This window comes from Leclercia sp. 1548 (genome assembly GCF_050435045.1).
Taxonomy (GTDB): Bacteria; Pseudomonadota; Gammaproteobacteria; order Enterobacterales; family Enterobacteriaceae; genus Enterobacter; species Enterobacter adecarboxylatus.
In genome coordinates this window covers 75,410-94,616 of the sequence record NZ_JBNDJP010000007.1, presented here as the reverse complement: position 1 = coordinate 94,616, position 19,207 = coordinate 75,410, and the positions used below count along the sequence as shown (strand labels likewise).

General features: G+C 57.0%; 18 protein-coding genes. 11 read left to right on the top strand and 7 right to left on the bottom strand.

The genetic code is table 11. The features are described 5' to 3' along the window. Positions 1-7: 7 nt before the first annotated feature. From ABIE02_RS18115 to ABIE02_RS18105, 3 genes are all read right to left on the bottom strand, one after another. A complete protein-coding gene (locus tag ABIE02_RS18115; RefSeq protein WP_032610985.1) occupies positions 8-427 on the bottom strand; it encodes a translesion error-prone DNA polymerase V autoproteolytic subunit in 420 nt (139 codons plus the stop codon). A gap of 227 nt (positions 428-654) precedes the next feature. Then, on the bottom strand, positions 655-1,554 hold the full coding sequence (locus tag ABIE02_RS18110; protein ID WP_150871250.1) for a dihydrodipicolinate synthase family protein: 900 nt from the start codon (positions 1,552-1,554) through the stop codon (positions 655-657). Positions 1,555-1,573: 19 nt separating this feature from the next. Next, positions 1,574-2,452, bottom strand: coding sequence for a DMT family transporter (locus ABIE02_RS18105; protein ID WP_224750704.1), 879 nt, complete (start codon positions 2,450-2,452; stop codon positions 1,574-1,576). Between the two features lie 84 nt (positions 2,453-2,536). On the opposite strand from ABIE02_RS18105, the gene ABIE02_RS18100 reads away from it, so the two are divergent. From ABIE02_RS18100 to ABIE02_RS18090, 3 genes are all read left to right on the top strand, one after another. Continuing rightward, positions 2,537-3,871 carry a PLP-dependent aminotransferase family protein gene (locus tag ABIE02_RS18100; RefSeq protein ID WP_059307801.1) on the top strand — a complete coding sequence of 445 codons (1,335 nt, stop codon included), beginning with the start codon at positions 2,537-2,539 and terminating at the stop codon, positions 3,869-3,871. A gap of 317 nt (positions 3,872-4,188) precedes the next feature. Beyond that, entirely contained in the window at positions 4,189-4,371 is a 183-nt protein-coding gene (locus tag ABIE02_RS18095) for a general stress protein (protein ID WP_032610990.1), read from the top strand. Between the two features lie 117 nt (positions 4,372-4,488). Further along, entirely contained in the window at positions 4,489-4,707 is a 219-nt protein-coding gene (locus ABIE02_RS18090; protein ID WP_127472164.1) for a hypothetical protein, read from the top strand. Between the two features lie 67 nt (positions 4,708-4,774). Here ABIE02_RS18090 and ABIE02_RS18085 read toward each other — a convergent pair whose 3' ends face one another. Together ABIE02_RS18085 and cybB are read right to left on the bottom strand one after the other, a co-directional pair. Continuing rightward, positions 4,775-6,043, bottom strand: coding sequence for an MFS transporter (locus ABIE02_RS18085; RefSeq protein ID WP_419720603.1), 1,269 nt, complete (start codon positions 6,041-6,043; stop codon positions 4,775-4,777). 9 nt (positions 6,044-6,052) lie between these two features. After that, positions 6,053-6,580: a cytochrome b561 gene (cybB, locus tag ABIE02_RS18080; protein ID WP_077227261.1), complete on the bottom strand. Its 528-nt coding sequence runs from the start codon at positions 6,578-6,580 to the stop codon at positions 6,053-6,055. A 185-nt stretch (positions 6,581-6,765) separates the two neighbouring features. On the opposite strand from cybB, the gene gap reads away from it, so the two are divergent. The 4 genes from gap (at position 6,766) to ABIE02_RS18060 (ending at position 10,659) form a co-directional block, all read left to right on the top strand. Beyond that, on the top strand, positions 6,766-7,767 hold the full coding sequence (gap, locus tag ABIE02_RS18075; protein ID WP_103792257.1) for a type I glyceraldehyde-3-phosphate dehydrogenase: 1,002 nt from the start codon (positions 6,766-6,768) through the stop codon (positions 7,765-7,767). A 103-nt stretch (positions 7,768-7,870) separates the two neighbouring features. Then, positions 7,871-8,797: an alpha/beta hydrolase gene (locus tag ABIE02_RS18070; protein WP_336994554.1), complete on the top strand. Its 927-nt coding sequence runs from the start codon at positions 7,871-7,873 to the stop codon at positions 8,795-8,797. 261 nt (positions 8,798-9,058) lie between these two features. After that, positions 9,059-9,721 (top strand): DUF1120 domain-containing protein, encoded by a 663-nt coding sequence (locus ABIE02_RS18065; protein ID WP_032610996.1) that lies wholly within the window; start codon positions 9,059-9,061, stop codon positions 9,719-9,721. A 275-nt stretch (positions 9,722-9,996) separates the two neighbouring features. After that, positions 9,997-10,659, top strand: a complete 663-nt coding sequence (locus tag ABIE02_RS18060) for a DUF1120 domain-containing protein (RefSeq protein ID WP_032610997.1) — start codon at positions 9,997-9,999, stop codon at positions 10,657-10,659. A 50-nt stretch (positions 10,660-10,709) separates the two neighbouring features. Here the strand turns inward: ABIE02_RS18060 and aldA are convergent, their stop codons facing one another. Together aldA and ABIE02_RS18050 are read right to left on the bottom strand one after the other, a co-directional pair. Further along, complete coding sequence (aldA, locus tag ABIE02_RS18055) at positions 10,710-12,149, bottom strand: aldehyde dehydrogenase (RefSeq protein ID WP_429211399.1); 1,440 nt, start codon at positions 12,147-12,149, stop codon at positions 10,710-10,712. A 198-nt stretch (positions 12,150-12,347) separates the two neighbouring features. Continuing rightward, complete coding sequence (locus tag ABIE02_RS18050; protein WP_144882799.1) at positions 12,348-13,151, bottom strand: YdcF family protein; 804 nt, start codon at positions 13,149-13,151, stop codon at positions 12,348-12,350. Between the two features lie 389 nt (positions 13,152-13,540). Here ABIE02_RS18050 and ABIE02_RS18045 point away from each other — a divergent pair, with 389 nt between their 5' ends. The 4 genes from ABIE02_RS18045 (at position 13,541) to ABIE02_RS18030 (ending at position 19,160) form a co-directional block, all read left to right on the top strand. After that, on the top strand, positions 13,541-14,866 hold the full coding sequence (locus tag ABIE02_RS18045; RefSeq protein WP_032611002.1) for an MFS transporter: 1,326 nt from the start codon (positions 13,541-13,543) through the stop codon (positions 14,864-14,866). Between the two features lie 152 nt (positions 14,867-15,018). Further along, entirely contained in the window at positions 15,019-16,671 is a 1,653-nt protein-coding gene (locus ABIE02_RS18040; protein ID WP_163603798.1) for an MFS transporter, read from the top strand. Positions 16,672-16,704: 33 nt separating this feature from the next. Beyond that, positions 16,705-17,784, top strand: a complete 1,080-nt coding sequence (locus ABIE02_RS18035) for an HlyD family secretion protein (RefSeq protein WP_059307790.1) — start codon at positions 16,705-16,707, stop codon at positions 17,782-17,784. After that, complete coding sequence (locus ABIE02_RS18030; protein ID WP_336994552.1) at positions 17,781-19,160, top strand: efflux transporter outer membrane subunit; 1,380 nt, start codon at positions 17,781-17,783, stop codon at positions 19,158-19,160. The genes ABIE02_RS18035 and ABIE02_RS18030 overlap by 4 nt, the downstream gene beginning before the upstream one ends. Positions 19,161-19,207: the final 47 nt, after the last annotated feature.

Genomic DNA, 19,207 nt, shown 5'->3' with positions numbered 1-19,207 from the left:
ATGCCGGTTAATCCGCCGATTTGACGATATAGGTCACCACGCCAAAGATATCGAGTGAATCTTCGCTGTTCACGAGGATGGGCGAATAGGCGCTGTTCATCGGATTAAGCTGCACCCGGGGTCTGAGCTGAAGGCGCTTTACCGTAAATTCGCCCTCCACCGCCGCAATCACAATATCTCCGTGTTGCGCCGTTCTGGCGCTGTCAACGATCAGCAGATCGCCGTCGCCAATCCCGGCATCAATCATCGAATCCCCGGCCGCTTTCACGAAATACGTTGAGCTGGGGTGCTGGATCAGCAATTTGTTCAGGTCGATACGTTGTTCCACGTAGTCCTGGGCCGGGCTGGGGAAGCCGCACTGCACGACCTCGCCAAAAAGGGGTAGCGCGATCACCTCGCGCAGCGCTGCAAGTTGGTAAAACACCATGATTCGTTCCTCGAATACTGTTTTTATATACAGTAGTATTAGCGAGGAGCGCAGGCAAGTCACGGGGCGACGGCGACTGTTTATTGCGTAACCGCTTCGCTTATAAGTGATTAATGTGGTTAAGAATATTTATTTTGTAAATATTTCAGGGCGTTGCGTGAACAACGCCCTGACCCTCAAGGGAGAGGCTGGTATGAGGAGGAACTGAACAGCCCGTCCAGACGTGATTAACCCTCAGCCCGTAAAGGCAGTTGCGCCAGCGTCGCCTGCAGAGCATCGCGCTCGTCCCCTGTCAGCGTTTGTAACGGGAAAGGCAGGCAAGGCGCGACGACCCTTCCCGTCAGCTCCGCCACCGTCGCGATGGTTCGCAGGCTGCCGTGACGACGGAAGAAGACCCATAGCGGCTCCAGCGCGCTGTTGAGCTGCCGGGTTTCGTCAACGTCTCCCCGCAGGGCCGCCAGTGTAAGGCGCAGGGCGTCGTACGGGAACAGCCCACCGAGCACGGAGTACCAGACGTCACACCCCGCCAGCAACCCCATCGCAGACTGCGCATCCCCACTGATGCCAATCGTAACGCCCTTCGCAACCTGGCTTTTCAGCTTCGCCACACGGGCTGACGCCCCAGCCAGATCGGCCGGCAGATCGCCAAGTTTGATAGAACCCATGTTGCGCAGAAACGACAACGCCACCAGCAGTTCATCGGTGAATTCAAATCCGCTGGTCGCCGGGTTATCGTAGATACAGAGCGGGACAGAGATTTCTCCTGCGACGCGCTCGTACAGGCGAAAAACTTCATCCGCCGTCAGTTTTTGATAGGAAAGCGGCGCCAGCAGAAGCCCCTTCACCCCGGCGCTCTGCGCATCTTCAGCCAGCCGCAGGATCATCTCAGCGTTGACGCTGCCGATACTGGTCATCACTGGCACACCCGCGGCGGCACTCACCGCCAGCTTTGTGACGGCAAAACGCTGCTCCCGGGTGAGATAGGCATAGCTCCCCGTGGAACCCAGCGCCCCGACAGAATTCACGCCTGCCGCCACCAGCGTCTCAATCAACGCACCAAAGGCTTTCTCATCGGGTTCACCCTGCACCAGGGGCGTCAGGGGAAATGCACTCAGACCGTTAAACATTTTGGTTCCCTTTTAACATTCAGCGGGCATATTTCCGCGAAGCAATAACACACAGAATGACACCCAAAGTGATAAACAACATAAGTGGGCTGACCCGCTCATGCAGCAACGTGGCGGACAGTCCCAGCCCCAGAAACGGCTGCAGCAGTTGCAGCTGCCCGACGGCGGCGATCCCGCCCCGCGCCAGCCCTTTGTACCAGAAGATAAACCCGATCAGCATGCTGAAGAGCGACACATAGCCGAGCGCGGCCCAGGCCGGAAAACCAATGCCGCTGAAGGATACAGGCATCATCAGCACGGAGGCCACCACCATAAAAGGCAGCGCAAGGATCAGCGCCCAACTGATCACCTGCCAGCCGCCTGACTCGCGGGTAAGCGCGGCCCCTTCGGCATAGCCCAGGCCGCAGACGATCACCGCCGCGAGCATCAGCAGATCGCCCGTCAGGGAAAAAGAGGCATCTTGCGAAAAAGCGAACCCCGCCACCAGCAGGCTGCCCATGATCGAGAAGAACCAAAAAGCCCGGGCAGGACGTTCCTTGCCGCGCAGCACCGCGAAAATGGCGGTCATCAGCGGCAGTAATCCGAGAAACACAATGGAGTGGGCAGCGGTGACATGCTGCAATGCCAGGGCGGTGAAGAGCGGAAAGCCGATCACCACGCCCAGCGAGACCATCATCAGCGGCACGATCCGGGCCGCTGGCGGGCGTTTTTCTCGTAACCCGAGGATCAGGATGAGCGCCAGCACCCCGGCCAGGGAAGCCCGGACAAAGGTCAGGAAAAAGGGATCAAAATCCTGCACCGCAAGGCGCGTAGCGGGCAAAGAACCGCTGAAAATCACGACCCCCAGCAGGCCATTGAGCCAGCCTGAAAGCGAGGTTTTATCTGTCACAACACCCATTACCGTTCCCATCTTGAGCCTCTGTTGAGCGGATGGTAATCTCGCCCATTCAATACAATCAAATTATTGTCATGGATACATTTGATGAAAGCGCGCTACAAAGGGATCGTGGATCGCTACGCCGGGTTGATTCGCTCCGCACAGATCCCGGCAGGCACGCGTCTGCCCACCCACCGTACGCTCGCCGCCCGGGAACATATCTCTCTTGCCACCGCGACGCGGGTCTATGCCGAACTGGAGAAGATGGGGTTGGTCAGCGGCGAAACAGGACGCGGAACCTTCGTCAGGGAGATCCTGTTGCCGTCGGGCCAGGGGATCGATCAGCATGCGGTCGCCACCGATGTACTGGATCTGAACTTCAACTATCCCGCCCTGCCGGGCCAGGGGGAGCTGCTGCGGGAGGCGCTCAGGCAGGTCGCCTCCGGGGGCGATATCGAATCGCACCTGCGCTATCAGCCCCATGCCGGCAGGCAGACCGAGCGGGAGATTATCGCCGCGCACCTCGCGGGGGCGCATTTTCAACCCACCGGGGACAACGTGCTGATCGTAAACGGTGCCCAGCATGGCCTGACCATAACGGTGATGGGTCTGCTCCGGCCCGGCGACGTGGTGGCAGTAGACGCCCTCACCTACCCGGGCTTTAAGGCGCTGGCGGCGCTATATCATCTGGAGCTGCTCGCCATTCCCTGCACGGAAAATGGCCCGGATCTGGCGGCGTTACGCCAGCTCTGCCAGAGACGCCACGTGCGGGCGGTGTACACCATGCCGACCCTGCATAACCCGTTGGGCTGGGTGCTGAGCCGCGAGCAGCGCAGGACGCTGGCGGACATTGCCCGCCAGCACGATCTGCTGATCATCGAAGACACAGCTTACGGCTGGCTGATCCGCCGCCCTCCGCCGCCCGTCGCCAGCTTCGCCCCGGAACGAACGGTATATGTCACCGGCTTTTCCAAAAATGTCGCAACCGGTCTGCGGGTCGGTGCAGTGATCTGCCCACCCGATCTGCGCCCGGCGCTGGAGCGGGCTATCCGGGCCACCACCTGGAATACCCCGTCGGTCATGACCGCCATGGTGTGTCACTGGATCCAGGACGGCACCGTGGCCCGGTTTGAAACGCTGAAAAGACGCGACGCCCGGCAACGGCAGGCCATCCTGAAAGCTGTGCTGGGGGATCTACCCTGCATCACCCATCCCGACTCGTACTTTGCGTGGCTGCCGCTGGTGGACGACGCCAGAGCCGATCGGGTGGTGAAAGCGCTGATGGATAACCACATCTCCGTTTCGACCGCCGAGCCGTTCTCGACCTCCGGTACGGTGCCGCAGGCGATCCGCATTGCCCTCGGGTCAGTGACGATGGAAACATTACGCCAGGCGTTATCGCAGGTCAGAGCGGCGATAGAACTGGAGCAGAGCCGTTAGGCGGGTTCCCGGCGGGCGGGCTTATTAAGAGTTGTCTTAATCTTGCGCAAAAGGGTTATTTTTATCGATCTTCATCACAGTAAAAATTGCCGCTAAATTTACTCGAACCGCATGTAACTTTTGCTAACTTATTTATTAGCGCGGATATATTCTCCTTAACCACCGCAAATGCCTAAAATTAAATCAGACAGGAGACAGAAAGTCGCCAAATGGCTTATTGAACTTTTTGCCGTTCTGTCTACATTTATTTATGCACATATTTGAAGAGGTTAATTTCCTCTCAATGAATATTTTTAACGAAACACTGGAGACATGTTATGACTAAACATCGAGGCGGTTCCGGCAATTTCGCAGAAGACCGGGAACGTGCATCCCAGGCGGGCCGCAAAGGTGGACAGAGCAGCGGCGGGAATTTTAAAAATGACCCGCAACGTGCCTCTGAAGCCGGAAAAAAAGGCGGACAAAATAGCCGGGGCGGCGGTCGCAAACCGGCGGAGTAATTTTCATAATATATTCTCTGTCTGGCTTCTTTTGTCAGACAATAAAGTTGAGACAGCGAGGGCGGTAAAAATACCGCATCATTAACGGGGTAGTTCGATGAATTATACGGAGGTTATATGCTGCATTTGAGAAGAAGAGTGCGTAACGCACGTAATAATCATCGCACCAGTGATGATGTTGGCTGGATTATTCCGGCGGATGCAGAGCGTACCCGTTCACCGGATAGCGGCCCGGCACTCCAGCTCAGCAGAAATAATGACACCAGCAGTGAGGTGAGGCTCAGTCAGCGTCAGTCGTACCTGGTCAATGCCATGGCGCGTCGCGACCTGAAGTAAGCAGCGGTTAAGTGATGTAAAATGTGTTGTGGTTTGTTGTTCGCCCGGCCTTCCCCGCCGGGCTTTTTTATGTCCGCAGCCGCTGCCCTGCGGTCTCTCTGGCCCGCAGCACCGTCAGGAGGGTCACCAGCGCCGCCATCATTACGTACAGCGCCGGGGAAAGTGGATTGCCGGTGACGGTCAGTAGCCAGGCCAGCGACCAGGGCGTCACGCCGCCAAAGAACGCTACCGCAAGGTTATAGGCAATCGCCACGCCGCCAAAGCGGATGCGGGTGGGAAACAGCTCCGCCATCGCCGCGTTGCTGGCCCCGTCAAAGGCGGCAATGCATAACCCCAGCAGCCCCAGCCCCAGCATCGCAGAGAATACCTCCCCGCTTGTCAGTAGCTTCATGGCTGGCCAGGCGAAAAGGATCAACCCGAGACAGCCTGCCAGCATGAGTGGCTTACGGCCAATACGGTCCGACAGATAGCCCATAAAAGGCACCAGCACGGCGACGAACAGCAGCCCGAGGGTGGTAATGGTATAGGCATCCAACGCCGGATAGTGCAGCGTCGTCACCAGGTAGGCTGGAATGAAGGCTTGCAGCATCCAGTGCATCACCGCCTTGATCACCACAAACCCGATGCAGAAGCCCAGCGCCCGCCTGCCGGTGATGACGGCCCGGCGCAGTGGCGCAGCTTCCGTTTGACGGCTGTTCAGCAGTGCCTGAAATTCGGGGGAGTCCTGAAGATGGTTTCGCAGATAGAGGCCAATCCAGCCCAGCGGACCGGCCAGCAGAAACGGAATGCGCCAGCCCCAGTCGTTCATGGCCGTCTCTCCCAGCCATGCGGTCAACAGCAGTACCAGACCCGACCCGGCGACAAACGCCATAAAGCCGAAGCTGTCTATCCAGCAGGTGAAGTAGCCCCGGCGCGCGGCCGGGGCATATTCGGCCAGAAAGGTGGTGGCGCCAGGGCTTTCGCCCCCGGCGGCAAATCCCTGGATCATCCGCACCAGCACCAGCATAACGGTGGCGAGAAGCCCGACCTGCGAATAGGTGGGCAGTAGCCCGATAATAAAAGTCGCGCCGGAGGTCCACAGGATCACGGTGGAGAGCACCTTGCGTCGGCCGATCCTGTCGCCGAGAGAGCCAAACCACAGCCCGCCGAGCGGGCGTATCATAAACCCGGCGGCAAAGACCGCGAAGGATGCGAGCAGCGCCGAGGCCGGGTTGTCAGTATGAAAAAAATGCATCCCGATGATGGTTGCCAGCGTACCGTAAAGCCCAAAATCGAACCATTCGACAAAATGGCCAAGGCCGGTGGCTAACAGCACCTTACGCCGTTGAGGGGACACAGGCAGCCCTTAACGCTTTTTCGGCATCATGCGCAACAGCGTGTTGTCCTTCCAGAAGTAGTGATGAAGCAGCGCGGCAAAAGCATGAATACCGATGATAAAGTAACCGAGGTTCGCCAGGGTGACGTGCCAGGCTTTCAGCGTATCCACCAGGTCAAAATTCGACTCGGCGGCGTGCGGCATCCCCAGGCCAAAGGCAAACCAGGTGCTGCCCCGGTTATACATCATCACCAGACCAATCAGCGGCAGGGCAATAAACAGCAGATAGATAGCAAGGTGACCTAAATGGGATAACCCGATATACATCGGTTTTGGCTTAGGCACGATGGGCGGCGCAGGATACTTAAGGCGCACCAGCAGACGCGCCACCATCAACACCAGAATAGAAATACCGCAGGAGACATGGATCATGTTGATCAGCGGGCGGTCGCTGCGGGGGAAAAAGCCGCGAAACTCCATGGCACAGTAGGCCACGATCACCAGCAGAAAAACCAGCCAGTGAATGGTAATTTGCAGGCCGGTGTATTTATTGCGCATAGTCTTTCCTGAATAGAAGACGAATAAAAAGGTAAAATAACCAGCTTCAGTTAAAAATTCATTAAATTTTGTTCCCGACTTTTCAAAAACTTCCGTGCAGATGAGCCATCTTCAATTGCCTCGCTGGGCTGCATGGTCTAATCCTGGATGAGTTTAACGTCCCGTATACCACACAGGAGAACATCATGAGTAAGATTGGCATTAACGGATTTGGTCGTATTGGCCGACTGGTGCTTCGTCGGTTGCTGGAAACCCAGGACAGTAACAGCGTGGTGGCAATTAACGATTTAACGTCACCGAAAGTGCTGGCCTACCTGTTAAAACATGACTCCAACTATGGCCCCTTCCCCTGGAGCGTGGACTTTACGGAAGATTCGCTGATCGTCGACGGGAAATCCATTTCGGTCTACGCCGAAAAAGAGGCAAAACAGATCCCGTGGAAAGCCGCCGGGGTGGATCTGGTGGTGGAGTGCACCGGGTTCTACACCTCTCAGGAGAAGTCGCAGGCGCATCTGGACGCCGGGGCGAAAAAAGTGCTCATCTCCGCCCCTGCTGGCGAGATGAAAACCATCGTCTTTAACGTCAATGACGACACCATCGAAGCCAGTGACACCATTATTTCCGTGGCCTCCTGCACCACTAACTGCCTGGCGCCGCTGGCGAAGGTACTGCACGATGCCTTTGGCATCCGGGCGGGCACCATGACCACCATCCACGCCTATACCGGCACCCAGGCGCTGGTAGATGGCCCGCGCGGCAAAGATCTGCGCGCCTCACGCGCCGCAGCGGAAAACATCATCCCGCACACCACCGGCGCAGCCAAGGCTATCGGGCTGGTGATCCCCGAACTGAGCGGCAAGCTGAAGGGCCATGCCCAGCGTGTGCCGGTCAAAACCGGCTCCGTGACCGAGCTGGTCTCGATTCTGGAGAAGAAAGTGAGCGTGGATGAGATCCATCAGGCGCTGAAAAAGGCCACCGAGGGCAACGAGTCATTTGGCTATACCGATGAAGAGATTGTCTCGTCGGATATCATCGGCTCGCACTTTGGTTCCGTCTTTGATGCCACCCAGACAGAAGTCACCGACGCGGGCGACGTCCAACTGGTGAAAACCGTGGCCTGGTACGATAACGAGTACGGTTTTGTCACTCAGCTGGTGCGTACTTTAGATAAGTTCGCCGCCCTGTAATCACACCGCGGACAGCCCTGCTGTCCGCAACCTGTGAGGCGTTGCTGGTTTTAATTTCGTTAACGCTGGTATAACAAACGCTTTCCAGAGAGGGAGCGTTATCATGGAAGCACTCAGCCGCGACACACTCGAACAAAATATGGCGCACGCCGTCGGCCGTTCGGCCACCTTTACCCTCTGGCCCGATAATGAAGCCCCGGGCGCACGCACCAGCGATGCCGTTTTCACCCCTGAACCCCGCCATACCGGCACCTCTGACTACGATCGCGCCGTCACCGGTGTTCGCGCACCCGCGATTACCGTTTATGCCCCCAGCCGACCGAATGGGGTCGGCATTCTGGTCACGCCTGGCGGCTCCTATCGCCGCGTGGTGCTGGATAAAGAGGGCAGCGCGCTGGCCTCTTTCTTTAATGCCCGTGGCTATACCCTGTTTGTGATGACCTACCGCATGCCGGGGGATGGTCATGAAGAGGGAGCTGACGCGCCGCTGGCTGATGTTCAGCGCGCAATGCGCATGATCCGCGCCAGTGCCACAGAGTGGAAGCTGGATCCGGCCCGCATTGGGGTGCTGGGCTTCTCCGCGGGCGGACACGTGGCGGCAAGCCTCGGCACCCGACATGATGAAGCGGTCTATGCCCCGCTGGACGCTATTGACGCGCTCCCTGCCCGTCCGGCCTTTATGGCGCTGGTCTATCCGGTGATCACCATGCGTGACGAGCACCACCACGCTGGCTCGCGCCATGAGCTGATGGGGGATAAGCCGTCAGAAGAGGAGATCCGTCGCTATTCGCTGGAGGAACGCGTCACCCGTGACGCCCCGCCGACCTTCCTGCTGCATGCCGCAGACGATCCGGCGGTAAAAGTCGAGAACAGCCTGGCGATGTTCAGCGCCCTGCGCCGCCTGGGGGTGCCCGTTGAGATGCACCTGTTCGAGCGAGGAAAGCACGGCTTTGGTATTCGCGATGCCCAGGGATTACCGGTGGCCGTCTGGCCGGAATTGATGATGAACTGGATTGCGACGAAGGTGTAAGCCTGTTTTACCGGTGTATTGCCGGGTAGCGGCGACGCTTTACCCGGCCTATAAAAATACAAACCCTTTTTTGAGTAAAAATATTCATTTAATCTTTATATCCAGCGATATCTATAATTATTCTAAATGAACCATTCATTTTTTATAATTATATCTCAGCCAGAAAAATAACTATTATGCATCCAACCCGGCAAACACTCCCATTAACGGAATTCGCTTTGCCGCTTAATGCAATTAAATAAATCACGGAAGGATTAAAAAATGAAAAAAGTTATTCTGGCTACGGCTATCGCGCTCTGCACCACATCTGCTTTTGCGGGTGAAACGGCTGTACTGAAGGTACAAGGTACATTAACTAACTCATCCTGCTCGGCTGAATTGGGTCAGGGTGGTGTGATTGATTACGGCAATATTCGTCTCGGTAGTTTATCCGCTGATGCAAACAATACTATCGGTCAAAAACAGATCCCGGTAAGTATTACCTGTACTGCTGCGACCAAAGTCGGTTTCACCATTACCGATAACCGTAGCGACAGCAATGCACAGTTACCTGTAGATGTTAAGACCACCCCTAACGTGACAGATAAATATTATACCTATGGCGTGGGCAAAACCGCGGGCCAGGTAAATATCGGTAACTACAGTATGTGGATGACGGATGTCACCGCCAATGGCAATACTGTAGACCCTATTATTCAAAACAAAGACTGGACTGACGGCCACTGGATAAAAGGCTCCGTTCCTCGCAGCGATACGTTTGCTACCACGTCATTTGCAGACACAGGAACAAAAACCCCTATTGCAATCACTACCGCGACCTTTAATTTCGTGACCAATCTGGTCATCCGCGATACGAAAACCCTGGCGATCACTGACGACACGCCTCTCGACGGTCAGGCAACCATGACGCTGGTTTACCTCTAACCGTCATGCTCTATAACGCACCGGACCCTTTCTCGCCCGGTGCGATTTTATTATGACGGCAAATACACCTGCGAGCTTATAATTATTCATGATATAAATAGCCAAGGCCTAATTTAGATGCCAGCGGAATCATAATTTCTCCTACAATATCCATTCTTTTTTTGTAAATATACCGCGAAGCCAAAATACGTATTATATTGAGCCGGTGAGTAAGGTCCCGGTCATGTGGATCCCTCTGCTCGAACTTCACAATCCACTTAAAAAAAGGTTCAAGGATGAAAAAAGTCATTCTGGCTACGGCTATCGCGCTCTGCACCACTTCTGCTTTTGCCGGTGAAACTGCGGAACTGAAAGTAAAAGGCTTATTAACTAACTCTGCCTGCTCAGTTGAAATGGATAAGGGTGGCGTTATTAATTACGGTACTATTCATCTCGGCACCTTATCTGCAGATAAAAACAATGTTCTCGGCCAAAACCAGCTGCCGGTAAATATCTCCTGTACTGCTGCAACCAAAGTCGGTTTCACCATTACCGATAACCATGCTGACAGCAATGCACGTTTACCTGTAGATGTTAATACTACCACTAACGTGACAGACGCCTATTATACCTATGGCGTGGGCAAAACCGCGGGCGGTGTAAATATCGGTAACTACAGTATGTGGATGGCGGATGTCACCGCCAATGGCAATACTGTAGACCCTATTGTTCAAAACAAAGACTGGTCTGCCAGTACTTGGATAAAAAGCAGCACTCCTCGTAGCGATACGTTTACTACCACTTCATTTGCAACCACAGGGACTATAGAACCTATTGCAATCACCAACGCTACCTTTAATTTCGTGACCAACCTGGTTATTCAGGGTACGAGCACTCTGGCTATCACCGACGACACGCCTTTCGAAGGTCAGGCAACCATGACGCTGGTTTACCTCTAATCGTCATGCTGTGATTATACCGGGCCAATAACTGGCCCGGTTTTTTTATCTTATGACTGCAAATAGACCACCTGCGTTTGCAGATACTCATGCAGACCGTGTTTGCCGTCCGCCCCACCGATCCCGGATTTACGCCAGCCCGCATGGAAGCCCTGCATCGCTTCAAAGTTCTCGCGGTTAATGTAGGTTTCGCCGAACTTCAGCCCTTTAATGGCTTTCATCGCCACGTTCAGATCCTGCGTGTAGAGAGAAGAGGTTAAACCGTAGTCACTGTCGTTGGCCATTTTCAATGCCTCTTCCAGCGTCTCGAAAACAACCACCGGCAGAACCGGCCCGAAGGTCTCTTCGTGCATAATGGTCATATCCTGGCGGACATCCAGCAGCAGCGTTGGCGGATAGAAATACCCTTTCCCCTCCACCGCTTTACCACCGAGGACCACTTTTGCCCCTTGCTGCACGGCAAGTGCCACTTTCTGCTCCACGCGCTCCAGTGCCGCAGCGTTGATCAGCGGCCCCATGGCAATATCATTGCGCTCGGCAGGATTGCCAAACTGCACCGCTTTCATCGCTTCGCCCAGACGGTTCACAAAGCGGTCGTAAATGCCCTTCTGCACATACACACGCTCGGCGCAGTTACAGACCTGCCCGGTGTTAATCACGCGGGAGTCAACAATCGCTTTCACCGCCAGCTCCAGATCCGCATCGTCCATGACGATGGCCGGGGCTTTACCGCCCAGCTCCAGGCACACTTTGGTAATGTTCTTCGCGGCGGCGGCCATGATCTTCTCCCCCGCCCCCACGCTGCCGGTCATGCTGACCAGTGCCACTTTTGGGTTGCCCGCCAGCTCCTGACCTACAGTTTCGCCGCGCCCCAGCACCAGGTTGAAGACCCCCTTCGGCAGACCAATCTCGTCAACGATTTTGGCAAAAGCAATGGCGTTGTTCGGCGTGAATTCGCTCGGTTTAATGACGATGGTGTTACCGGTCAGCAGCGCCGGACCCAGCTTGCGGGCGATCAGGAAGAACGGGAAGTTCCACGGCAGAATGCCGGTGGTCACGCCGAGGGCGCGTTTGAACAGCAGAATGTTTTCGCCCGGGCGATCGCTCTGGATAATTTCGCCTTCGTAGCGGCGCGCCCACTCGGCCATATAGTCGAGATAATCAGCGGTGAAAGCCACTTCCACCTCCGCGAGCTGCTGGATCTTGCCACCTTCAGCCACGATCAGGGCGCTGATTTCGCTGGCGCGTTCGCGGATACCCGCCGCAATTTTACGCAGCCAACCCGCGCGCTGGATGGCAGGCAGTGCCTCCCAGCCGGCCTGAGCGCGCTCGGCGGCGTCGATGGCCTTGCGGGCATCGTCGGCACTGCCGTCGGGAATACGGGAAATGACCTCTTCGGTGGCCGGGTTGATCACATCAATCCAGGCTTCACCCTGCCAGGCAACAAACTGTCCATCAATATACATAGGATGTTGTACGGGTACTGTCATAACCTGCTCCTGTAATTGCACTGTTTTTAACAAGTAAAATTATTGTTAAAAACTACAGTTCCCGATCCGCAATCCCAGCCTATCGCGCTGTTTTTGTGAGATATCTCATAAAAGAAACGGGTCAGCAGGCGGAAATAATTACAACCTGACAACAAAGATTGCCCGTTTGCGGGAAAGTCATCGCAAACGGGCAATGCATTACAACAGAGAGCGGCTGGCCAGCGCCTCGGTGAGGATGACATCGTTACGCAGGATCTGCCAGGCGGTCTCCACCTCAGCAGGAATATCGACATGAACGATAAAATCGCGCCCAAGCGGACCATAGCCATTAATGTCATCGCGCAGGCGTGGAAGCTCGCCCAGTAACAACGACAGATAGCGCTCGACGGGCCACAATCCTTCGCCGCCGCCGCGGAACACCAGCCCGTCCTCGCTGTTTTGCAGGTGCGGCACAATGCCGGGATGGCTGGTCCACTCCGGGGCATCGGGCTTATCACGCCAGACCCGGGCAAAGGTAGCCATCGTGCGACGCTGCATGGTCGGATCCTGTACCACAATCCCGCGTTTCACCCGCAGCTGATGATGGGTGATGGCCGCGGCGCTGAACCGGGCATTTTCACCACAGTTAGTGGACTGATCTTCCACCAGCAGGTGTTCCGGTGGAATCTGCCAGAACGCCCGGGCAATCTCCGCCAGGATGGTGGCTTCGGCTTTGCCGGTGGTTCGTATTCTGTTGTAACGCGGATGACGCGCAATGGCAGCGTATAAGAAGGTGGTCGAATGGCCAATGCCGCCGCTGATCAGCAAAGGAATGCCAAGCTCAGACGCCAGACGGCAGGCCGCATCAATGGAGGGGATCACCGCATTACCGGCCAGCACCACCAAATCCGGCAGCAGTGCGGGCGGATTATAGGGCAAGTTATCTTCAGCGAGCCAGGCGCCGACGGTATTGACCGCAGCCAGCGTTTTATCCGGCAGAGACGGGAAGATTGTGAGACTCATCGTTACCTCCTTCCAGCAATTACGTTAAGGGTAACGCGCGGGCCGTGACTTAACAGAGGATCCCTCTGAAAGCGAAATCGGCAGTTACCTTATAAGGATAGTCATTAAACTGAAATAACCAGAAAAGTCTAAAAATCAGGCGGTTGCACCTGCATTATATGCTGTGACTTGCGACATTAAAAAAATTAAGCGCCAGAATACCTGCTATTAAAAGCATCGATTGCTGCTTATTTCACCGTGATCTGACCAGTTTTAGCCCCCTCTCGCTTGCCAAACGTAACAGCCCTCCCTAAGTTGCTTAACAATTCGACAACCTTTTCCTTTATCGGTTGCACCCGAAGCGCGCCGGGTGTCACCCGATTCATCCTCCACTAAGCGGGATCACGGGTATGACACAACAACACGAAAGCAGTACCGCAGTTTTACGCAAAAACAAAAAGGTGCTGGTCGCCAGCCTGACGGGCAGTGCTATTGAATGGTTTGACTATTTTCTCTACGGCACGGCCGCCGCGTTGGTGTTCAACAAGATCTTCTTTCCGATGGTCGACCCGGTCATCGGCCTGATTTTATCCTATCTCTCGTTCTCGTTGACCTTCTTTATCCGACCCATTGGGGGCGTGATCTTCGCCCACATCGGAGATCGGATCGGGCGCAAAAAAACATTGGTATTAACCCTGTCGCTGATGGGGGGTGCAACCGTCATGATTGGGCTGTTACCGACCTATGAGCAGATTGGCCTCTGGGCGCCCGCCCTGCTGATCCTGATGCGTATTATTCAAGGGATGGGGATCGGTGGCGAATGGGGCGGTGCCCTGCTGCTGGCCTATGAGTATGCCCCCGAGAAGCGCAAAGGCTTCTTCGGCAGCATCCCGCAGGCGGGGGTGACTATTGGCATGCTGATGGCGACCTTTATCGTCTCGCTGATGACGATGTTCAGTGAAGAGGATTTTCTCTCGTGGGGCTGGCGTATTCCGTTCCTGTTAAGCTCGGTGCTGGTGCTGCTGGGCCTGTGGATCCGCAAGGATATCGACGAAACGCCCGAGTTTAAAAAGGTCAAATCCTCCGGCAAGGTGGCCAAAGCTCCGCTGCGCGACACCCTTAAATACCACTGGCGAGAAGTTCTGATCGCCGCCGGGCTGAAAGTGGTTGAGACCGCGCCGTTCTACATTTTTTCCACCTTTGTGGTCAGCTATGCCACCACTACGCTCAGCTATCAAAAATCGCAGGCGCTGGAGGCCGTGACCCTCGGGGCGCTGGTGGCGACCATCATGATCCCATTGATGGGTCTGCTGTCAGATAAGGTTGGTCGTCAGCGCATGTATGCCGTCAGCGTATTTACCCTCGGCCTGTTTATCGTTCCCTGGTTTATGCTGCTCAACACCGGCACGACCTGGGGGATCGTACTGGCGACGGTCATCGCTTTCGGCGTGCTGTGGGCACCGGTAACCGCGGTGCTCGGCACGCTCTGTTCAGAAATTTTCACCGCCAATGTGCGCTATACCGGCATCACTCTCGGCTATCAGCTGGGTGCTGCACTGGCGGGCGGCACCGCGCCGCTGATTGCCACCGGCCTGCTGGCAAAATATAACGGCGACTGGGTACCGGTGGCCTGGTATCTGGCGGTGACGGTGACCATCTCCCTGATTGCCATCTTCTTCGCCAGCCGGGTAAAACGTGCCGCCCCGGCCATCAACGCACAAACCAACGAACTGTGATCCCCAGGTGGCCAGCGTCGCTGGCCGCTATCATACTTATCCCTCACATTTGCTTAACCCGCTATTATCATATTCACTTGAAACAGACTTTGCGTCAGACGTAGAATCATTAGCCCTCTAACTATTCACTAATTCAATAGGTAATAACCGCTATGCGACTGCCCCAACGCGACCCCTATGCTCCTCGCGAGTGGCAGCCTCACGAAAAGCCGATGCTGTTAGGCTCCCCGTCCACGCCGGTGCACAGCACCCCGAAACGCATTGCCTACGGGGTGGTGGGTTTGCTGGTGTGTCTGACCGGGGCGCTGGGCAATGCGATGGTCGCCGCCAACCTGCAAAATTTACAGGGTACCTTTGCAGCCTGGTCCACCGAAATCGCCTGGCTGCCCGCGGTGTACGTCATGACCAACGTGTCGATAAACCTGCTGCTGGTAAAGTTTCGCCAGCAGTTTGGCCTGCGCGCCTTCACCGAAGGCTTCCTGGTACTGTATGTCCTGGTGACCTTCTTTCACCTGTTCGTTAACGATCTCAGCTCGGCCCTGATGGTGCGCGCCGCCCACGGCATGGTGGCTGCGGCCCTCAGTTCGCTGGGGATCTACTATCAGATCCAGGCCTGGCCGGCGAAACACCGCCTGAAAGCGCTGACTATCGGCATCACCGGCTCGTCGCTGGCGATCCCCATTGCGCGGCTGTTCTCCACCGAGCTGCTGCAGCTGGACGAATGGCGCGGGCTGTACCTCTTTGAGTTAGGACTGGCGCTGATTTCGTTGGGCTGCGTCATTGCCCTTAAGCTGCCTCCCGGCGATCGGCGCAAAGTGTTCGAGAAGAAAGATTTCATCACCTTTATTCTGCTGGCCCCGGGAATGGCCCTGCTGTGCGCAGTGCTGTCACTTGGGCGGGTTGACTGGTGGTTTGAAGCGCCGTGGATCGGCTGGGCGCTGGCGGGTTCGCTGGTGCTGATTGTCTCCGCGATTGTCTTCGAGCATAACCGCAGCAACCCGCTGCTGAACACCCGCTGGCTCTCCAGCGGCAGCATCCTGCGCCTGGGGCTGATCATGCTGCTGATCCGCATCGTGCTGGCGGAGCAGAATACCGGGGTGATCGGCTGGCTACAGTACGTTGGCCTGCAAAACGAACAGATGACCCATCTGGCATGGTCGATTTTTGCCGGGATCGTCTGCGGCATTGCCGCGAGCTGCCTGACCATCAAACCCACTAAACTTGCCTGGCCGATTATCACCTCGCTGGTGCTAATGATTATCGCCTCACTGCTCGACAGCCAGTCCACCAGCCTCACCCGCCCGGATCAGCTGATGCTGAGCCAGTTCCTGCTCGGGTTTGGCAGCGCCTTCTTCCTTGCCCCGGCGATGCTGGCGGGAATTGGCGGGGTCATTGCCGATCCCCGTAACCTTGTCAGCTTTTCGGTGCTGTTCGGTATGAGCCAGAACATCGGCGGCCTGCTGGGTTCCGCCATTCTGGGCACCTTTCAGACGTGGCGCGAGAAGTATCACTCCGGCCTGCTGGCCGAGCAGCTCACCAGCCTCAATCCGCTGGTGAATGAACGGTTGCAGATCTACAGCCAGATGTTCCAGAGCCAGATTAACGACAGCGCCCTGGTGAGCGTCCAGTCAGCGCTCCAGCTGCAGAACGCCAGCACGCTGCAGGCAAATATCCTGGCTTACAACGATACTTATCTTCTGACGGCAGGCATTGCCACCGCCACGCTGGTCTGGATTTTATGGCGCTTGCTGCGCCTGCGCATCACTGCCCGTCTGGCGCTGAAAAAGGCCACGGGCAGTCAGTAATGGATAAAAATAAATGATGTTTCTGGAGAAGTTATGAGTCAGCAGGATGCCGCTAAAGAGCAGGCCAATACCCGTAATAATCTGCGCGTGGTGTCAGTGTTCGCCGCCGCCGCGATCGGCATCGTTGGCGTGCTGGTGATCCTCTATGCCTGGCAGCTACCGCCCTTTACCCGCCACGTCCAGTTCACCGATAACGCCTACGTGCGCGGCCAGACCACCTTTATCAGCCCGCAGGTGAACGGCTATATCACCGAGGTCAAGGTGCAGGATTTTGAACAGGTGAAGAAAGGCGACCTGCTGTTGCAGATAGACGATCGTATCTACCGCCAGCGGGTGCACCAGGCCGAGGCGCAGCTGGCGATGAAAATTGCCACCCTCAACAACAACCTGCAACAACGTAAAAGCGCCGAAGCGGTGATCCAGCGTAACGAGGCGGCGCTGAAAAACGCCCGCGCGCAGAGCCAGAAAACCCAGGCCGACCTGAAGCGCGTGAAGGATCTGACCGCCGACGGCTCGCTGTCGATCCGTGAGCGGGATGCCGCCCTGGCGAGCGCCGCCCAGGGCAGCGCCAATATCGACCAGGCAAAAGCCACGCTGGAGATGTCGCGCCAGGATCTGCAAACCGCTATCGTCAATCGCGCCGCATTGGAGGCCGATGTCGAAAATGCCAGGGCGGCTCTCGAACTGGCGCAGATCGATCTGCAAAACACCCGCATCGTCGCCCCGCGCGATGGACAACTTGGACAGGTCACCGTGCGCTTGGGCGCGTATGTGACGGCCGGAACCCACCTCACCACCCTGGTGCCCCCGCAGCACTGGGTGATCGCCAATATTAAAGAGACCCAGCTGGCGAACCTGCGCGTCGGCCAGCCGGTGAAATTCACCGTCGACGCCCTGAACGACAAAGCCTATGAGGGCCGGGTGCAGAGCATTTCCCCGGCCACCGGGGTGGAGTTCAGCGCCATTACCCCGGATAACGCCACGGGCAACTTCGTCAAGATCGCCCAGCGTATTCCGGTGCGCATCGAGGTGCTCGGAAACGCCGAAGAGGCGGCGCGGCTGCGCCCGGGGATGTCGGTACAGGTGACTATTGATACCCGGGAGGCAGAATGATACGCCGCCCGCTCACCGCCCTGCTGATGACCGCCGCCCTGAGCGCCTGCCAGTCGGTGGATGTCGTGCCGGCGAAGCCCACCCTCCAGATCCCCGCCCAGTGGCGCGCCAGCACCGGCCCCGCCAGCCCGGCAGAGCAGATGTGGTGGCGCAATTTTCATGACAGCCAGCTTAACGCCTACGTGGACCAGGCCCTGCGCAACAATAGCGATGTGCTCATTGCCCGGGAGCGAATCAACGAATATCAGGCGCGGGTATATGCCAGCGAGGGCAGCCTGTTTCCGACCCTGGATGCCGGTTTGAATGCCGGTCGCACCCGGTCCCAGTCTGCCGCCACCGGTTTACCCGTCTACGGCGCGCTGTACAAAGGCAGCCTGACGGCCAGCTATGATGTGGATCTCTGGGGCGTCAATCGCCGCACCGCCGATGCCGCAGAGGCGACACTCGAAGCGCAAAAAGCCGCCGCCGCCGCCGCGGATCTGACGGTGGCCTCCTCGGTGGCTTCAGGTTACGTCACCCTGCTGGCGCTGGACGAGCAGCTCAGGGTCACGCAATCGACGCTGAAGGCGCGGGAAGAGGCGTTTAAACTGGCGCAACGGCAGTATCAGACCGGCTACAGTTCGCGCCTGGAGCTGATGCAGTCCGACTCAGAGCTGCGCTCGACGCGGGCGCAGATCCCGCAGGTGCAGAATCAGATTGCCCGCCAGGAGAATGCATTAACCCTGCTGCTGGGGGGTAACCCGGGCGCGATTGCCCGCAATGCGGATTTCGACACCCTGACACCGCTGCGCCTGCCGTCGCAGCTGCCTTCCTCGCTCCTGAATCGCCGCCCGGATATCGTGCAGGCAGAACGCCAGTTGATTGCGGCCGATGCCTCGCTCGCGGCCTCCCGCGCCAGCCTGCTGCCGTCGATCAACCTGACCGCGACCGGATCGATCCAGGATCGCACCCTGCCCGGCCTGCTGAACAACCCACTGGAGCTGTGGAGCATCGGCGGCAGTATTCTCGCCCCGCTCCTGAACCGCCAGGCGCTGAACGCCCAGGTGGATATCGGCCAGTCGCAGCGTAACCAGGCGCTTTACAGCTATGAAAAAACCGTGCGTAACGCCTTTAAAGAGGTGAATGACAGTCTCGACGCCATCACCCGTTACGGCGAGCAGTTGACCGAGTTAGCGGCCCAGCAGGAGGTCGCGCAGGAGACACTGCGTATCGCGCAGAACCGCTATAACAACGGTTATTCGTCCTATCTGGACGTGCTGGACGCCCAGCGCACGCTGTTCTCGGTGCAGACCAGTGTGGTGCAGGCGAAAAACAATCTGCTGCTGGCGCAGATCGATTTGTATAAAGCGCTGGGCGGAGGATGGTCGGCATCGTAAACGCCGGGCGATGTGCGGCCTGATGTCCTCACCCCGGCCCTCTCTCA